We start from the raw sequence: 16,370 nt of genomic DNA on the forward strand, positions 1-16,370 counted from the left end.
TGCCGCCTACTTCCCGTACGTGGCGATCAAGGTTTCCAGCGGCACGTGACCCTGGCACAGCCCCGAACAGGCGGGGCGTGCGCCATCTTCCAGCGCAATCGCATACTTCACCGCCGGATCGTGCTCCAGGCGCTGGCGCAGCGCCGCCAGTTTGGGCCAGCGGGACTTTGCAGCGACCTCATGGAAATCCAGCCAGCGCGCCACGCCGACCAGCACGGCGTCCGCCAGCGTCGGACGATCGCCTACGAGGAACGGCGTGTCGCCCAGCATCGCTTCGAGCTTGTCGTGCCGCTCGATGACGCGTTGCGCGCCCCAATCCCGCAGCGTTTTCTGCAAGGCCGGATCAGGCGGATCCATTTCCAGGGCGACCCAATGCGGGGTGAAGGCGGCGGTAAAACCGGTGTTCAGAAAAGCCATGAACTGGTGCATGCGGTCGGATTCCGGCGACAGCGGATCGAAGCTGATCCTGCGCTCGTCATCCCGGTTTTCGATCCAGCGCGCAATCGCCATGGTTTCCGTGAAAACCGCGCCTTGTTCGCTGACGAATGCCGGCGTTTCGTGGCGCGCGTTGATCCGCGCATAAGAAGGCAGACGCATTTCGTTCAGCATGTCCACACGGCACAGGCGATAGGGTTTGCCCAGCCACTCCAGCGCAGCGACGAGCCCCATGGAACTTCCCAGCGGAAAGCCATAGACAAGAATGGGTTCCAAGATTTCTTTCTCCGTAGATGAGGGTCACGCTGCGCAGCGGATTGAATTCTACGGATCTGCTAGGCTAAGTAAATTACGCACATTTTTGTCACCATGACTCTCCCATGAAAGACCTGGTTTCGCGCTGCCCCATCGAGGAAGTCATGCAGATACTGAGCGGCAGATGGCCGGCGCTCCTGATCTACTACCTCAAGGAAGGCACCAGACGCTTCAGCGACCTGCGCAGCGACAATCCGACCATCTCACATCGGATGCTGACGCTGGAGCTGCGCAAGCTGGAGTTGGCCGGGATCGTCCTGCGCACTGATTTCGCTGGCTATCCGCGGCGCGTGGAGTACGAGCTCACGCCTTCCGGCAGAACTCTCGTGCCGCTGCTTGATGCGCTGGGCGACTGGTGGGACGAGCATGGCGAGGCGTCCGAAGACGCCTCCTGAGCAGGCCTGCCAGCTTTCAAGCCGGGCTTATCCGCCCCCCTGCTTGCCGGTGCCGATCAAATCCAGCAAGCCATCCGACAAGGTCCCGCGCCAGACCAGGTAATCGTGCCCGCCCGCCACCTCGCGGTGCGTCACCAGATAGCCCTTGGCACGCAGCACGTCCCGCAGATGGCGGTTGGTCTCCAGGATGCCCGGCTGGCCGCCGCGTCCGGACTCGAACAGCCCCGCGCCGAGGAAGAAGCGCACCGGCAGCTTGCGCACCGCGACGAACTGCCGCGTCAGCCACTGATCCTCCTCCCCGGCCGGCGACCACCAATAGGAACCTGACTGACTGAGCACGTTGCCGAACACTTCGGGGTGGCGCAACGCCGCATAGGCCGACGCGAGCCCACCGTAGCTGGAACCGCCGATGACCGTACGCGCGGCAGGCGCGCTGATGCCTTGCTTGCGCGCCCACGGCATCAGCTCTTTCGCGAGAAAGTCCGCAAAGTCCGGATTGGGCGGCAACTCCTGGCTGCGGGACTCTGCCGTAGGGTTGTCGACAAGCAGCGCCGCTGTCGGGGGAATGACACCGGCGGCGATCATGTTATCCATAATGGTGGGCGTGGGTACGCGGCCCAGATAGGCGCCGGCATCGAACAGCACCAGCACGTGATTGTCCGCCGCGCCAGACTGCCAGCCAGCAGGACGGTACAGGTGGATCTTGCGCGTGTTGCGCATGAGATCGCTGCGCAGCTCCTTGGTCTCGACCGTTCCCTGCCGCACGTCCGCGCGGGGCTCGACCCAGGGCTGCGGCGGCGCGTCCGCCAGTTCCAGCATGGAATAGGTCTGGTACGCGTCGACGCCGCGCACGGGGTATGCCTTGGGATTGTGCGGATCGGCCTGCGCCGTGGCCAGGATCGCGCGGCGCCGCGCCATGCCGGAGCCCGGAAGCTCCGGCACATCCGGCGCCAGGCGATAGGATAGGCGCGTGGACCGGGGAACGACGAAGCTGGCATGCCAGACATCGGAATTGCCCAGGCGCGCCAACTGAGCATGGTCCGACGATGGCCCGCCGAACAGGCGCACATTGCGTTCGGCGCCGCGCCACAGGAACGTGACGCGGTCATGCCTGGCGTCCACGGCCTCGACCAGCGGCGTGCCTCGCTGAGCCACCTCATCCCAAAAGGCATCCGTCGTGCCGCCAGCGGCCAGCGTCGCCGCTAGCGCGGCCAGGCGCGGGCTGTCGAACGCCGGCGCGGACGCACGTTGTTCCGCAAGGGGCAGGCGTTCCGTTACGGCCCAGCGGAACAGGCCCTGACCCTGCGCGCGAACGGTGTAGAGGCCGTCCTCCGGCGCCACCAGCATCAGGACTCCGGCCGGTTTCTCGCCGTCGCTCAGCCGGCGCACGTGCTGCCCGGCGCTGTCCAGCAGATCCAGGGTCACGCCGGATTCCGCGGCCCAAGTGCCCGCGAGGAACTCTCCCTTCCGTAGCGAAATTCGTTCGTCCATATGGGCCTCGGGTGTGACGACGCCCTGCCTGGACTGCGCCGCGGCCATGCCCGGCGCCATGCCTATCATCGAAACCGCCAGCGCGGCCGACGACATCCAATCCCGCCATTCCAATCTGTTCTTGTTACGCATGTTCATCCGTTCGGTTGTTCACGGCCCGTTCGCAGCGGTCCGCTATCTTTCGCGCGCGGCGAGCCTTCTGGGCGCCCATGCGCTATCAGCGTCGCCTCGTCCTATCCTGCGCGCGCTGGCCTTCGCCATCCAGGCAAATCCCAGCCCCGCCGCCAGGGCCGTCGCATCCACTGCCAGCGCCGCGGCCGACGTGTGCGCCCAAAGCCCGGAGGCGGGAAACAGTCCGCCTGCGAGCGAGGTCGCGGGTATCGCCAGCGTCGATGCTGCCGCGACCCATAGCAGATGCACCCCTGCCGCGGCGCCCCCCGCGCAGGAATGCCCAGGCCAGGCTGGCAAAGAACGCCACGTAGTACAGCGCCCGGAGCCAGGCATTCAGATCGCCTACGTACCCGCTCAACCATTTGGACGCGACCATCATCAACGAAATGCCACACACGCACCCCAGGCAGACGCCCACGGTCGCCGACGCCATCAGCCGCGTGTCCAAGCGTTGCACGGGAATCTCGCCCGTCTGCCGGTTGGCGCGCTTGCGACGGGTTTCTATCCACAGCAGGTTGCCGCTATAGAACAGCCATGCGCCCGCAAGTCCAAGCAGGAAATAAAGCCACTGCACTGCCGCGCCGCCGAAGGAAGCCATATGCAGCGCGAAGAAACTGCTGATCCAGAGGTTGGGCGCGTCCTGCCCGCCCGGCAGATAGTCGCGGTTGAGCACCTTCCCGCTGTAGGGATCGAGCGCCACGAAGCCGCCTCGCGCCCGCGGCGATACCGCACTGTCGTCCTTGCCCCAGACGCGTACGATGGCGCGCGGGCTGGTGACCTGTTGATACTGCAGCGTGTAAGGCTCGAAACCCGGCGCGAGATCGCGCGCCTGGGCCAGCAGTTCCGCGGGCGTCAGCATGTCTGCGGGATTGCGGGCCTCTCCAGCGGGCGCGCCGCCGCCCGACCGCTGGAAAACGGATTCCAGCTTGCCTTCGTACATGAGCTTGTCCTGCAGATCGTAGATTCCGTCGTGGAACGCGAACACGACGGAGCTAAGCGCCATGACGATGTGAAATGGCAGCGAAACAATGCCCACCACGTTATGCGCATCCAGCCACATGCGCTTCAGGTTCTTACCGACCCGCAAGGCGAAAAAGTCCTTGACCAGCGACGGCAGCAGCACGATCACTCCCGACACCAGGGCGATTGCATAGAGCGATGCGACGATGCCCATGAACCAGCGGTTGGGATCGCTGTCGACAGGCAGGCCCACCACGCGGTGGAGCACGTCGACGAACGACATCAGCCCGCTCGGCGCGGACTCCTCCAACCGCAGGTCGCCGCCCGCGCCCAGATAGGCGACATGGTGGCGGATCGACGATTCATCGTGATCGTCGGCCTGCCCGTCACGGACTTCCCAGGTCATGCGGGCCGGCACGTGTTCGGCGTCCTGCAGATGGATGCTGAACCCCTTGGCCACATCCGGCCGCGCTTGCAGGGTTCTGGCGATAAGGGCGGGCGCTTCTTCCAGCGGCACGGGCGCGACGACCGCGGGCGGCGTCGCCCAACGGGTAAGCGGCTCCTTGAATACGGTCAGCGCGCCGGCGTAGAAGGCGATGAACAGCGCCATTCCGGTCAGGATGCCCGTCCAGGTATGGACGGATTTGTAGATGCGTATGTAGTCGGCTCTCATGATCGCGGACTCCCTTCAGATCGCCTTGACGACTAGCAGTCCGCCGTAGAGCAGCACGCAGGCTCCGCCCAGCCAGATCCACGCGCGCAGGCCGCTGGCGAAAAGGTAGACGGTGCTCGCGACGCCAAGCCAGACCGGCGGCACCAGCCACATGGCAAGCTGCGAACGCGTCGCCAATGGAATGCCGGCCGTCAAGGCGGCAAGCGCCGCGCTGGCGCCGATGGCTAGCGCGAAACCGAGCAATGCGCCCGCCAGGCTCTTCGATATCCAGTCGCGCCGGATCGGCGCGGGCTTAACGGGCTTCATGCCTATCGCTTCCGCGCAAGCCCGCCAGCACGCCCAGATACGGCATGAGGCTGAAGAACAGCATCAAGGCCGTGCAGAAAACGAACACGGCCGCGACGGCAGAGAATGCGCGCAGGCAACCCCAGCCGCCCAGCGCGAGCAGCAGAATACCCGCGACGCGGGCGGACAGGACCGGCCAGGACGTGGCGGCCCATCGCTGATTGGGCGAGGCGCGATAGATACAGAAACTGCCCAGGAAAAGGCTTGCCAGGCTGAAAAGAATCAGGACTTCCATGGTCACCTCTGAATGAATTGCCCGAGACCTGCCTGCCTATCCCTGCCCCGCATCGGCTGTCCGGAACAGGGACCGACAAAACATCCCGCATTCAGAAACTGATGCTGGCGGAGGCGGTTACGGTGCGCGCCGGCCCCAGCGTCACGATAGGCGTCGTGTCACTGAAACTGCCGGCGTAATAGTGCTTGTCGAACACATTGTTGACATTCAGCCGGTACACCACGTCCCGGCCGTTGATCTGCGTGGCGTAGCGGGCGCCCAGGTCCAGTTGGCCCCAGCCCGGGATCTGCAGCTTGTTGGCCGCATCGGCGTACTGGCTCGAAGTCGCCTGCACGCGCGCGCTCAGCGTCACGCCGGGCACCCACGGCGTATCCCATTCCAGCCCGGCATTGGCCTGCCAGCGCGGCGCGCCCACCGCGGTATTGCCGTCATAGCGGCCATACGAGGTCTTGACCTGAGTGCCTTGCGTGTAAGTGACGCCGCCCAGCACGCGCAAGCCCGCCGCCAACTCGCCGAAGGTATTCCACTCCACGCCGCGGACACGCTTCTCACCGCCGTCCGCGTACGTAGGCTTGGCCGTGGAGCCCTCCGTCACCAGCATGGGCTTGTCGATCTGGAAGAATGCCAGGGTATTGGTGAAGGTGCCGGCATTCCACTTGACGCCCAGCTCCTGCTGCTTGGTCTTGTAGGGCGCGAACACCTGGCCATAGTTGCTGGCGCTGGTGTCCGTGACGCTATCGCCCTTGCTCAGGCCCTGCACGTAGTTGGCATACAGCGAAACGTCCGGTCCCCAAGGTTTGACGACGATGGCGACGGCCGGCGTCACGGCGTCCTCGTCATAGCGGGCCGTCGTCTTGCCGGTCTTGTCGAAGTTCGTCGTCTTCACGCGCTGGTTGCGCAGGCCGCCGGTCAGGAGCAGCTTGTCGTCGAAGAAGGACATGGTATCCACCAGCGCCAGGCTGGACAGCGTATTCTCCGCCGTCTTGGGCGCGCTGCCCGGCACCGCCGGCATGACCGGCGTGATCGGGTCGTAGATGTTCGACTTGAAGGTCGATGCCGTGCCGGTGGCCGACCCGTCCTCGAGCTTCAGCAAGGAGGCCTGGAGCACCAGCTCGTGCCGCACGCTGCCCGTGTTGAACCGCGTACGCAGCCCGCCTTCGGCCGAGGTGGCGTCGGTGTAGGCGCGCTGGCCGATGATGGAGCCGGTGAAGTTGCCATTGGCGTCTATCTGCCGCGCGTGGGTGCCGTTGATCAGGCCCGATTGATGGCTGTCGCGCCTGCCCACACCTGCGAAGGCCGATACGCTGTCATTGAAGCGGTATTCAGCCCGCGCCATGACGGCGTTGCTCTGGATGCTGCCATAGCCGGTGCTGAACTGGTTGATGCGGGGATCGGGCGCGTCGGGCACGACGGAGCCGCCGAACCAGAACATGGCCGGCGTGCCGCCCGAAAACGACTCCTGGCTGTGGTAAGCGTCTATCGACGCGCTCAGGGCGCTGCCGCGATAGTCCAGGCCGGCGGACAGGAACTCGCGCTTTCTGGATTGGCCGTCCAGCGTGGTGGCGCCGTCGCTGAAGGAACCGTTGACGCGCGCGCCCCATTCATTGGCGGAGCCGAAACGGCGGCCGGCATCGATGGTCGTGCCCAGCTGGCCGTCGGCCTGCCAGTTCACGCCGAAGGTGGCATTGGGCGTGTCTTCCGCCCGCTTGGGCACCAGGTTGATCGTGCCGCCCACCGCGCCGCTGGGCGCCATGCCGCTGAACAAGGCGTTTGGGCCTTTCAGCACCTCCACCCGCTCGACGAACTCCAGCGGCGTGCGCCCCATGGGCGCCAGGCCATACATGCCATTGATCGCCACGTCGTTCTGGTTGACGTCGAAACCGCGGATGCGGAAGTTCTCGTAGGCATGCCCGCTCGACGTCGTGAACCGCACGGAAGGATCGTTGGCCATCACGTCCGCCAACGTACGCGCCTGCTGGTTCTGGATCAGCTCGGAGGTATAGCTGGTGACGTTGAATGGCGTGTCCATCACGTCCTGATTGCCCATCAGGCCCAGGCGCGCGCCCTGCGCCACCTGCCCGCCGGCATAGGGCGCGGGCAAGTCTTCCTCCGAGACCGAACCCGCGGTCACGGTGACGGGCTGCAGCGTCGTGGTTTGCGCCGCGGTCTGGGCGGCGGCGCTGGCGGGAAGAATCAAGGACAGCGCGACTGCCGGGCTAAAGCACTGGACGCACAGCGAGATAGTCAACTGAGTTTTCTTGGCCACAATTCATCTTTCCGATATCTAAATGCGAATGCTTATCAGATGAATTATATATTTAAGAGAGTGCTATTGACCAAGAAATCAGGAGTCCGCAGCCAGAATCCGCGCGAATTGGCACGCAATTCAATAAGAATCAAAGGCTTATATTTTTTTTATTGACATACCAACGCAAAATTCCGCGGCCTCGGTTTGGAAGTCGCCAGCCCGGGCGCGGTTGGCAGAAGCGACAACGCCATCCCGCCGTCCCCAAGAACAATCCGCGCCGGTAAACTGCGCCGTCATCTCGGCGCCGACAGGCCCGCCGAACGCTTATACAACCTGGAGAGCTACACAAGATGATCCGTCATCTGGTCCTTGCAGCATCGTTGGCCGTGGCAGGCAGCGCCGTGGCTGCCCCCTCTTTCAACTGCGCCAAAGCCGCGACTCCGGTCGAAAAAGCCATTTGCGCCCACCCGGCCCTGGCCGACCAGGATGCGGCCATCGCGCAGCAGTACAAGGCGGTGCGCGCCAAACTCGACGCCGAGGCAGTCAAATCACTGACCGCCGACCAACGTTATTTCCTGGGCGTGCGGGACAGGATCTACGACGAACCCTTTTCGGGCAGCACGCCGGTCAGGGAGATCGGCACCAGCATGCGCTACCGCCTGAATTTTCTGAAGTCCATCAATCCGCAGCCGCCTGCCGGTTTTGTCGGCAAGTGGAAGAACGTCGAAGGTGAAATTGAAATCACCCGCGGCGCCGACGGTCAACTGCTCGTGGCCGCCAATTCGGCCGAGCCCTACAGCGGCCGCTGGGTCTGCGATCTGAGCGGCAAGGCGGTCGCCGTAGGCGACAGCATCATCGTCACCTATCAGGACGGGCCGCCGTGGACGCTGGACCTGACGCGCCGGAGCGCGGTGCTGGTGGTGCGAGAAACGCCGCCCGCCGGAGTGGAGAAAGACGGCTTCGGTCCGCCGTTCTGCGGCATGAATGGCAGCCTGGCGGGAGACTGGTTCGCGGTGCGCTGATCAAAGGCATCCCTCAGCTGCACGCAAACTCGATGCGACTGCGTGCCGCCGGACACCACGATTACACCGATGACGCAGCCGTTCCGAGGGCTGCAGCCAGCAAATCGGCCAGGCCACGCCCGGCGCTGCCATCTTCATCAAGATGCGGATTGTAGATAGTGATCTCAAGGCCGACAGCCTTGCCGCTCGACAGGACAATCCGCAGCGCGGCCGTCAGCTCTTCCCACGACAAGCCGCCAGGCACGCGGAAATCGACGGCCGGCATGATGGCGTCGTCAAGACAGTCTGCGTCGACGTGGATAAAGAAACCGTCCAACTCTGCTCGCGTCAGATGATCGACTGCCTGGCGCGCAGCAGCCTCGATGCCCATCGAACGTACTGCGGGGAGATCAAGCGTCTTGAGCGCTTCAGGGAGCGGCTGGCTGCCGTACTCTTCCTGGTCCTCATGATCGCGATACGCGAACGCAACAGCGTCTTCAGGGCGGACCAAAGGCCCGCGCCCTTCGATGTCGGCCAATAGCGGCGGACCATGGCCGGTGACGAAGGCAAGATCCATAGAAGCGCCTTCGCCGTTGGGTTCCGCCTCAGGTTGGAAAAAGTCGGCGTTGCCGTCGATGAAGAGCAGGCCGTAACGGCCGCGCCTGCGCAACGCGAGCATGGAACCCAGCAGGATTGTGCAATCGCCGCCTAGCAGCACCGGAAACTCGCCCGCATCAAGCAACGCGCCCACCGCGTCGGCAAGCTTGGGCGACCACGCCGCAATGGCCTTGGCGTTCAGGGTGCCGGTCTCGGGATCGGGCGTCGGATTCTTGGGAGGCACGGCAAGTCGCCCGGCGCGGCGTGCATGGATGCGCTCAGCAAGGCCGTGGGCCAGGAGCTGATCAGGCAGACATTCCACACCGTCGGTCGCCAAGCCTAGCGTGGAAGGGGCTTCGAGGATTGCATAGGAGAGAGTCGGCATCAGCGCCTCCGGGGCGGCCATTCCGCAAAAAATATGATGCCAGACTACAAATTGCGGCGCGAAAGCTCAATCCGACACCGTATCTTCCGTTTCCCTACGGAGACGCGGGCGGCTCCCATGACCCGTGCGAGCCCTGGAGCAAGGCTCCTCAAGCCTGCGCGCGGCACGGCAACCAGCGCCAGAACACGCCGGCCGCCACCAGCCCCAGCGTGCCAACACCGAACGATGCGCCGCCGAGCGACACCAGGGCGGTCAGCACCGACAGCGCCACGGGTCCGCCGCTCGAGCCAAGGTCGGCCATGAAACGCCAGATGCCAAGGAACTGCGTGCGCGCGCCCGCTGGGGCGGCGTCGGCGCCCAGTGTCATGACGATGCCCGATCCGATGCCGTTGCCGAAGCCCAACAGCGCCGACACCAGGATGAAGCTCGCCACCCCGTCGGTAAGCGGGATCGCCATCAGGCTCAGCCCCATCAGCAGCGTGCAAGGCAATGCCACCCACAAGCGGCCGCGCTGGTCCATCACCTTGCCCGCCGGATAGAACACCGACATGTCGACTGCGGCGACCAGCCCGTAGATGAGCGAAGTGGTGGCGGCGTCGAGGCCCAGATGGTCTGCCCACAGGGGAATCACCACCTGGCGCGACGCGCGCAGCGCGCTGATCAGCATCACGCCCACGCCGAGCGTGGCGTACACGCCGCGATGGTCGCGCGCAACCTCGCCCATGCGCGCGCGCGGCGCGCCCGCGCTCACGCCCGCCGAAGGCTCGATGTCGGGCGCCTTGATGGCGATGAGTCCTGCGCCGAGCATGGCGCAGATGGCAACCCAATAGGCGCCATCCAGCCCCACGAAATGAATCAAGGCCGCCCCCGCGAAAGGGCCGAAGAAAGTACCGATCCGCGTCGTTCCGCCGAGCGTGGACAGGGCGCGCGCCCTGTACACCAGCGGCACGACCTCAATCATGTAGCTCTGGCGCGCCAGCTGAAACACCGACTGCGCGCATCCCTGCATCAGCATCGCCAGCGCCAGCACCCAGAGGTTGGGCACGCCAATCACGAGCAGCAGGCCGACCACGCTCAACACCGCCGCGCCAGCCATGGCGCGCTTCTCGCCGAAGCGATGCGTAATCAGCGCGGACGGAATATTGGAAAACAGCGAGCCGACCCCGATGAGGGCGGCGATCAGGCCGGCGGTGGCTATCGACGCTCCTTGATCGCGCGCGGTGAGCGCGATCACGGGAAGAATGGCGCCGTTGCTGATGCCATAGAGCAGCGATGGGCCGAACGCCGGCACGGCGATCTGCTTCAGATTGAACGAATCGGGTTGCGACATGGCGGGAGAATGGGAGACCGGCCGCCAGTCCGCCGCCTTGCCGCGGGGCACGGGACCGGTCCGGCGGACATTGGCGCGGGATGCCGGAAGTGTAGCTGGCGCCCCTCGCGCCCGCCTGTCGGCCAGCTGACAGCGGCCGCGTCTCTCGCCAGCTGTTCAACGTCCGGCAGACACCGGCTTTCCCTTCCCGGCGAAGCAGGCCGCAACGCTTGACAATCCTTGACTGTTGAGTCCTGGCGATACATTGCAACACACTGCAATCTTTTTCCATACAAATTGTGTCGGCCGAGCATGCGCTCGACTGTGTACCGTTCCACGTATTCGCCTGTCCATGCCCGCAACCCTTCTTGAATGGTCCGTGCCTGCAGCGATCCTGATGTGCGCCATCGGACTCTGCGCTGCACGCTTCATCGGCTTCAATACGCTCCGGTGGGGCTGCGCCCTGGCCTGCCTGGGCGCAGGCTACGCCATCATGCTGGTGCAGGCCAGCGCACTTTCCCCATATAAACAGGTCGTCGAGGATGCTTTCATTCTGGGCGGCGTCATCCTCGCCTGTCGCGCCCTTCAGAGCCGCAGGCGCAGCCAAGTTTCCCCCTACTTCGATGCTGCGGTCCTGCTTGCCTCGACGGCGATGGTAGTTGTCTCGGTAGTGCTGTTTGCCAGTGCGAAGCTGGAAACGTTCTTCGTGCAAGCCTGTTGCGCGCTCGTGACCTGGCGGGCCACGCTGTCCTTCGCCAGGCATGCCGTGACTACGTCGGACAGGGTGCTCACCGCCGCGTTCCTCTTCATCTCCCTCGTGTTGACGGGCCAGTGCATCCTGTACATTGCCGCCCCGATTCCGCCGCTCTCGACGGGCGAATGGAGAACGTCGGTCTGGGGCATCCTGATCCAATACACCGGACTGCTCGGAAGCATAGTCCTGACCTTCGCGGTCTTCATCGCGACGAGCTACGACGCCATAGAGAAGTACCGTCGCCATGCCCATACCGACGCCTTGACGGGCCTGCTGAACCGCCAAGGACTCGATAGTCTGCTTGCCTCCGGACGCGCATTCTCGGATGCGGCGACACCGACCGCGCTGATCATGGCCGACATCGACAACTTCAAGCGCATCAACGATGTCTTCGGCCACGCGTTTGGCGACATGGTGCTTGCCCGATTCGGCGCCCTGCTCAGGCCGCAAGCAGATATCCGCATCCATGCGGCCCGGCTGGGAGGAGAAGAATTCCTGCTGCTGCTGCCCACGGCAAGCCTGGAAAGCGCCACCGCAATCGCCGAAGAGATCCGTGCCAGTTTCGTGGCGCAGCGCTGGGCGCCACAGGTTCCAGATTCCCGTTTCACTGCAAGCATGGGAGTGACCCTCGTGCAGGCAGGAGAACCTTTCGCCAGCGCGTTGAAGCGGGCAGACGACCTGCTTTACGAGGCGAAGCGACAAGGACGGAACTGCACGGTTGCGGGTATGGCGCCGGCAGAGGCCGGGCATGGCAGCCACGCGCCTGGCGACAACGCAAGCACTCAAGCGTGTTGCGCACAGGCATGAAGTCGCTGGCTCGGCCCGCGCCGCACGCAGAGATCCCGAAAGAGTTCATTGCGGCGGGCGGCGCGCCGCGCTCATAGCGTCATGACCGGCTCGTCTTCGATTCGAAAGAACAAGGCGCTCAGCCCCATGATGCCCGTTCCGTCGAGATACTCGAAGGCAACGCGCTGGCCCGGCGCGGCAGCTTGCCCTAAATGCTCGACCCGGTACATCACGCCCCCGATGCGATAGTTGTGAACCAGCGTGGAAATGTTCGAGTTGGTCGCGCGCACGCGATAGCTCACGACTTCCTCGACCAAGCCGCGTACCCCGAGCTTGTAGCGGGCCCGCTTCAGCCTGGGGCTGCGCACGCCCAGCGCGAATCCCGTGAGAACGAAGAATGCGGCCAGCAGGATCAAGGGCCCCAGGAACAGGCTGCCGACCAGCGGCGCCAGGGCGAGCACGTAGAAGAACTTGCGCAGGCTCAATTCTTCCTTGCGCACGGCCTCGCGGTCGGCATTGCTGACTTCCTCGACCGAATTCCAGGCCTGCGCGCTCATCGGGTACTCGGCCAGCAACAGCACGGGTGGCGCGTCGGGGGCCAGCGTCAGCAAGTGCAGGCGCACGGGTAGGTCCGTCAGCGCCACGGCCGTCACAGGCCGGAAACCTTCTCGAGTGTCCCTGGCGATCTCGTTCCAAAACGGCAGAGCTACGTCCACGCGCTGTTCGCCGAAGACGTAGCAGATGCCGGGACTCCCGGCCGGACCAAAACCGGTCAGGTGCCCGGAAACGATCTGCTTGGGTACACGCCCCTTCAACACCCGATTGAAGCGGCGCCAGGCTTGCGGCAGGCGCAGCAACCTGCGTCCAAGAAAGACCGCGAAGCAAGTCATCGCCACTGTGCACAACAGGATCACCACGCCGTCAGCGCCGCGGCGCAGGCTGCGATCGGACGCGCCAAGCACGACGAACATGATCGCGCTGCTCGCCAGCAGCAGGAACATCAGCCCCGCGAACACGGCCGTCAGGAATCTGCCGCGACGGCCACGGCGCAGCAGCACGATGTCCTCATCGGCCAGGGGTTCTTCCGTGACTTGCAGCATTGCGCTCATGCTACCCCGGCAGCTTGCGCTGCTTGCGCGCCGCGCGTTCGGCCAGCCGCTGCGCCATATCCTGCTGGCGCTGCAGCAGATCGGCTATCTGCTCGGCGTAGAGGTCGGTGAGGTCGCCGGCCTGCGGCTCCACTTCGGTCAAGTCATCGATCACCACGACGGCCCCCGTCTGATCCACGCCCCAGATCCGGCTGCCGTCGCCCACGATCTTCAGCACGGGCAGGATGCCGGGCAAACCGGCCTCGGCGAGCTGGCGCTGCTGCGCCGAGATGCTGGCCCATTCGGGCAACTCCGGCGCATCGACGCCCAACAGCACCAGGCCGCGCCAGAACGTCCAGGCGGGGCCGACCTCGAACTCCTTCGCGTGCGGCCAGACTTCCTCGCGCGCCATCACGCACAGGCCGTTGGTACGCTGGCAGAAGGCCGCAAACGCCGAAGGCAGCGGGAAGCCGACAGCGGCCTCCAGAGCGGCGATCGCCTCCGCATCGGGCGCGGGCGCGGCCACGACCTCGAAATGTTCAGTGTCCACGGGATCCAGGATTTCCCACATGCGTTGATGAAACTGTTCGGCGGTCATGGTCATGCAAGCATCCTGAAGCTAAGAAAAGTCCTGGTTCGCCGCGAAGGCGGGAGCCTGGAGGGCGCACCACTATATCCCTGTTTGCGGCGGACCTGCCGATGCGAACGTACGGGCCACGGCGTGCCCAGCGCCTTCAGTCCCGCCGGCCAAACAGCATCGTCAATCCGAACAGCGCTCCCAGCCCGCCAACGATAGCCAGCGACATCGACGGTTCGCGCAAGCTCAGCGCCATGACCGCCACTCCCGCCCCCAGCACGACGATCAACAAGCCCACCAGGCGTCCTGCGTTGGAACCATAGAAATGTGTGCGGCGCGCTGCCTGCGTACCGGCGGGCTGGCGCGTATGCCACGCCGCCAAGGCCTGCTCAAACTCGCGCAACAGACGTTCACGTGTGGGCCGGTCCACTGCACTGACCAGCAACGTCGGCAGGCCGGGGCGGACCAGCTTGAGATAATCGTCGGTGCCCCAGCGGGACAAATGGGCGAAGGCGACGGCAGAGCGGCGCGAAAACTCCAGCCCTTCGGACGTCACCTTGACGGTATTGCGTGTGGGAAAGCCCTTGAACGCCACCAGCGGCGGCACCAGCAACCCCAGCACCGCCAGCACAACCGCCAGAACAATCGGCCCACGGTTGAACACCACCAGCATGAAGCTGCCCGCCGCCAGGGCGAAGGCCAACGGCACCGACAACTGGTGCCATCGGGTATAGACCGAGACCTGAATCCCGTCGTTGCTAGTCATGTTTGAGCCAATTGCATGTCGACTTCTCCGTGAATGACGCACGTGTCACGATCAGAGTGTAATCATGCGCCTGTGCGGAACCTGACGCGACATTGCCTCCAAGCGCCAAGAGGCCGCAGTGGCTCAGATCAGGATTCGCAGATCCAGTCCGCAGGCCGGTCATCCGCCGCGAAGCGTACGGCCGGCCAATAGCCATCCATGAACCAGGTCGCGTCGCGCGGCGCCAGGTGCAGCACGTAGCCCCCGTCGGCCGCGACGATCAGGTCGGATGGCGTGAAGTGTTCCAGGAACGTCGCAGGGGGATCTTCGGGGTCGCCGCTGTCGCGTCCCGCCTGCCAGAGGAATTGCAACGCGGCGTCGCGGTGCGTCGCCAGGGCTTGAGCGATCGAGCGGGCCCGCGCCAGCAGCGGCGCCGCCGCCTGCGGATCGGCTGCCAGCATCACCACGCGCAGCCGGCCTCCGTCGGCGGTCGCGCAGTCCAGCCAAGTCTCCTGGGCCGGCAGGTTGTCGTGGGTATAGGGCTGCATGGAAGGTCCGCCTATCGGCGCTGTCGCGCCTCGGCGCGACGCCGGCCGACGTGCATGATCGCCATGCCCGAGATCGCAAGAGCGGCGCCGATGAACAGATTCGCGGGCGTGGCTTCACCCAGCCAAAGGCTGGAGAACAGCACGCCGAACACGGGCACCAGCGTGATGTAACCCGAGGCCGCGCCGGCGCCCAGCGCCTTCACGCCTTCGAAGTACCAGGCGTAGGCGATCGCGGTCGCCCCGAACGCCAAAGCCAGCAGGCTGCCCCAGGCGCTGGCCGGCGCCTGTCCCAGCTTCTGCCAGGCCGGCACGCCTTCCACGATCAGGCTGGTGAGCAGCAGCATCAGCGCGCCGATCACGGTGGTCACCGTGGTGGTGGTCAGGGCGTCCACGCCTTTGAGCACCAGCCGGCCGATCAGGGTGTAGGCCACCCAGCAAGCCACGCAACCGAGCAGCAGCAGTTCGCCGATGCCTACGCCGGAGCCGGCAGCGGCTTGTGAAACCCCGCCGCCGATGGCGATGTACGCACCGATGGCCGACAGGACCATGCCGGCCAGGATGGCGGGGTTGAGATGTTCGCGGAACAGGATCGCCGCCAGCAACAGCGTCGCGCCGGGGTTCAGCGTCACCACGATCGCGGCCTTGCCGGCCGGCACCAGCTGCAGGCTCAACATGAAGAAGCTGGAGTAGCCAAAGACGCCCGCCAACGCGGCGGCGGCCAGGCCGAGCCATTGGTTGCGCGTCAGGGACTTCAGGCCGCGCAGCGCCGAGGCGCGATGCATCCACAGGACCAAGACCACGCTGGCAAACAGGAACCGCAGGCTGGCCGCGGCCAGTGGCGCCATGGACTGGGCGACGACCTTGCCCCAGGACCACGACGCGCCCCAGAGCGCTGCCATGCCGAGCAGGCGCAGGTGCGTGGCCATCAATGTATTTTTCATTTGTGCTTTGAATGTGAGCCGCGGCGGCCGCACGAAGCGACGGAGCAACCGCAACGCATCGAGGTTGGCCATCCCTGACGGCCGTCTATGCGCTGCGGGATTTTAGCTGGCAGCGGCGGCCGCGCAGGGCGAGATGCATCCGTCGAGCCGCTTTTGGCCCGCAATGGGCGGAATTCCGCCACGCCCCACCTGTATCAAGGGTGCCCATCCGTGCGTTTCTGCTTGACACGCCTGATTCCGAGGTCAAGTCCGGCCGAGGGGCGTCGGCGCCCCGAACAGCGAGGAGTCCATGGAGAGCAGAGTAAGAATACGTCGTGATCGCTGCAATCATGCAGAGATCGCTAGGGCAGTTTTTGATTTCCCCCGACGGG

16 protein-coding genes are annotated in these 16,370 nt (G+C 65.1%); 3 read left to right on the forward strand and 13 right to left on the reverse strand.

Translation table 11 applies throughout. The features are described 5' to 3' along the window. Nucleotides 1-6 precede the first annotated feature (6 nt). The gene (locus tag ACZ5YA_RS16560) at nt 7-711 is read right to left on the reverse strand and encodes a glutathione S-transferase family protein (protein ID WP_059371428.1); all 705 of its coding nucleotides are present in this window, start codon (nt 709-711) and stop codon (nt 7-9) included. Between the two features lie 104 nt (nt 712-815). Between ACZ5YA_RS16560 and ACZ5YA_RS16565 the strand changes: the two genes are divergently transcribed. Next, nucleotides 816-1,145, forward strand: a complete 330-nt coding sequence (locus ACZ5YA_RS16565) for a winged helix-turn-helix transcriptional regulator (protein WP_464092800.1) — start codon at nt 816-818, stop codon at nt 1,143-1,145. 27 nt (nt 1,146-1,172) lie between these two features. On the opposite strand, the gene fes is transcribed toward ACZ5YA_RS16565, so the two are convergent. The 5 genes from fes to ACZ5YA_RS16590 form a co-directional block, all read right to left on the reverse strand. Further along, nucleotides 1,173-2,768, reverse strand: a complete 1,596-nt coding sequence (gene fes / locus ACZ5YA_RS16570; RefSeq protein ID WP_464092801.1) for an enterochelin esterase — start codon at nt 2,766-2,768, stop codon at nt 1,173-1,175. Between the two features lie 85 nt (nt 2,769-2,853). Beyond that, nucleotides 2,854-4,440 (reverse strand): PepSY-associated TM helix domain-containing protein, encoded by a 1,587-nt coding sequence (locus tag ACZ5YA_RS16575; protein WP_464092802.1) that lies wholly within the window; start codon nt 4,438-4,440, stop codon nt 2,854-2,856. 15 nt (nt 4,441-4,455) lie between these two features. Further along, nucleotides 4,456-4,746 (reverse strand): hypothetical protein, encoded by a 291-nt coding sequence (locus ACZ5YA_RS16580; protein ID WP_464092803.1) that lies wholly within the window; start codon nt 4,744-4,746, stop codon nt 4,456-4,458. Beyond that, a complete protein-coding gene (locus tag ACZ5YA_RS16585) occupies nt 4,733-5,020 on the reverse strand; it encodes a hypothetical protein (RefSeq protein ID WP_059371423.1) in 288 nt (95 codons plus the stop codon). The genes ACZ5YA_RS16580 and ACZ5YA_RS16585 overlap by 14 nt, the downstream gene beginning before the upstream one ends. Before the next feature lie 91 nt (nt 5,021-5,111). Continuing rightward, on the reverse strand, nt 5,112-7,286 hold the full coding sequence (locus ACZ5YA_RS16590) for a TonB-dependent receptor (RefSeq protein WP_464092804.1): 2,175 nt from the start codon (nt 7,284-7,286) through the stop codon (nt 5,112-5,114). 332 nt (nt 7,287-7,618) lie between these two features. On the opposite strand from ACZ5YA_RS16590, the gene ACZ5YA_RS16595 reads away from it, so the two are divergent. After that, nucleotides 7,619-8,290, forward strand: a complete 672-nt coding sequence (locus ACZ5YA_RS16595) for a lysozyme inhibitor LprI family protein (RefSeq protein ID WP_464092805.1) — start codon at nt 7,619-7,621, stop codon at nt 8,288-8,290. Nucleotides 8,291-8,351: 61 nt separating this feature from the next. Here ACZ5YA_RS16595 and ACZ5YA_RS16600 read toward each other — a convergent pair whose 3' ends face one another. Both ACZ5YA_RS16600 and ACZ5YA_RS16605 read right to left on the reverse strand, forming a co-directional pair. Further along, a complete protein-coding gene (locus tag ACZ5YA_RS16600; RefSeq protein WP_118931426.1) occupies nt 8,352-9,251 on the reverse strand; it encodes an arginase family protein in 900 nt (299 codons plus the stop codon). Nucleotides 9,252-9,399: 148 nt separating this feature from the next. Beyond that, entirely contained in the window at nt 9,400-10,581 is a 1,182-nt protein-coding gene (locus ACZ5YA_RS16605; RefSeq protein WP_464092806.1) for an MFS transporter, read from the reverse strand. Between the two features lie 358 nt (nt 10,582-10,939). Here ACZ5YA_RS16605 and ACZ5YA_RS16610 point away from each other — a divergent pair, with 358 nt between their 5' ends. Further along, nucleotides 10,940-12,121 (forward strand): GGDEF domain-containing protein, encoded by a 1,182-nt coding sequence (locus tag ACZ5YA_RS16610; protein ID WP_464092807.1) that lies wholly within the window; start codon nt 10,940-10,942, stop codon nt 12,119-12,121. A 71-nt stretch (nt 12,122-12,192) separates the two neighbouring features. On the opposite strand, the gene ACZ5YA_RS16615 is transcribed toward ACZ5YA_RS16610, so the two are convergent. The 5 genes from ACZ5YA_RS16615 to ACZ5YA_RS16635 all read right to left on the reverse strand — a co-directional run bounded on the left by ACZ5YA_RS16615 (nt 12,193) and on the right by ACZ5YA_RS16635 (nt 15,999). After that, nucleotides 12,193-13,209, reverse strand: coding sequence for a hypothetical protein (locus tag ACZ5YA_RS16615; RefSeq protein WP_464092808.1), 1,017 nt, complete (start codon nt 13,207-13,209; stop codon nt 12,193-12,195). A 1-nt stretch (nt 13,210) separates the two neighbouring features. Further along, complete coding sequence (locus tag ACZ5YA_RS16620; protein WP_464092809.1) at nt 13,211-13,792, reverse strand: SMI1/KNR4 family protein; 582 nt, start codon at nt 13,790-13,792, stop codon at nt 13,211-13,213. 130 nt (nt 13,793-13,922) lie between these two features. Continuing rightward, nucleotides 13,923-14,531, reverse strand: a complete 609-nt coding sequence (locus tag ACZ5YA_RS16625; RefSeq protein WP_059371416.1) for a hypothetical protein — start codon at nt 14,529-14,531, stop codon at nt 13,923-13,925. 128 nt (nt 14,532-14,659) lie between these two features. Next, nucleotides 14,660-15,058, reverse strand: a complete 399-nt coding sequence (locus ACZ5YA_RS16630; protein ID WP_464092810.1) for a hypothetical protein — start codon at nt 15,056-15,058, stop codon at nt 14,660-14,662. Nucleotides 15,059-15,069: 11 nt separating this feature from the next. Then, a complete protein-coding gene (locus ACZ5YA_RS16635; RefSeq protein WP_059371414.1) occupies nt 15,070-15,999 on the reverse strand; it encodes a DMT family transporter in 930 nt (309 codons plus the stop codon). Nucleotides 16,000-16,370 lie beyond the last annotated feature (371 nt).

The sequence above is a fragment of the Achromobacter sp. JCM 18799 genome (genome assembly GCF_055395645.1).

Excerpts from the sequence above, each read along its gene's own strand:
- ACZ5YA_RS16620 (WP_464092809.1), bottom strand. The coding sequence starts at position 13,792 with ATGACCATGACCGCCGAACAGTTTCATCAACGCATGTGGGAAATCCTG.
- ACZ5YA_RS16565 (WP_464092800.1), top strand. The coding sequence starts at position 816 with ATGAAAGACCTGGTTTCGCGCTGCCCCATCGAGGAAGTCATGCAGATA.
- fes (WP_464092801.1), bottom strand. The coding sequence starts at position 2,768 with ATGCGTAACAAGAACAGATTGGAATGGCGGGATTGGATGTCGTCGGCC.
- ACZ5YA_RS16600 (WP_118931426.1), bottom strand. The coding sequence starts at position 9,251 with ATGCCGACTCTCTCCTATGCAATCCTCGAAGCCCCTTCCACGCTAGGC.
- ACZ5YA_RS16625 (WP_059371416.1), bottom strand. The coding sequence starts at position 14,531 with ATGACTAGCAACGACGGGATTCAGGTCTCGGTCTATACCCGATGGCAC.
- ACZ5YA_RS16635 (WP_059371414.1), bottom strand. The coding sequence starts at position 15,999 with ATGAAAAATACATTGATGGCCACGCACCTGCGCCTGCTCGGCATGGCA.
- ACZ5YA_RS16615 (WP_464092808.1), bottom strand. The coding sequence starts at position 13,209 with ATGAGCGCAATGCTGCAAGTCACGGAAGAACCCCTGGCCGATGAGGAC.
- ACZ5YA_RS16595 (WP_464092805.1), top strand. The coding sequence starts at position 7,619 with ATGATCCGTCATCTGGTCCTTGCAGCATCGTTGGCCGTGGCAGGCAGC.
- ACZ5YA_RS16605 (WP_464092806.1), bottom strand. The coding sequence starts at position 10,581 with ATGTCGCAACCCGATTCGTTCAATCTGAAGCAGATCGCCGTGCCGGCG.
- ACZ5YA_RS16630 (WP_464092810.1), bottom strand. The coding sequence starts at position 15,058 with ATGCAGCCCTATACCCACGACAACCTGCCGGCCCAGGAGACTTGGCTG.
- ACZ5YA_RS16585 (WP_059371423.1), bottom strand. The coding sequence starts at position 5,020 with ATGGAAGTCCTGATTCTTTTCAGCCTGGCAAGCCTTTTCCTGGGCAGT.
- ACZ5YA_RS16575 (WP_464092802.1), bottom strand. The coding sequence starts at position 4,440 with ATGAGAGCCGACTACATACGCATCTACAAATCCGTCCATACCTGGACG.
- ACZ5YA_RS16580 (WP_464092803.1), bottom strand. The coding sequence starts at position 4,746 with ATGAAGCCCGTTAAGCCCGCGCCGATCCGGCGCGACTGGATATCGAAG.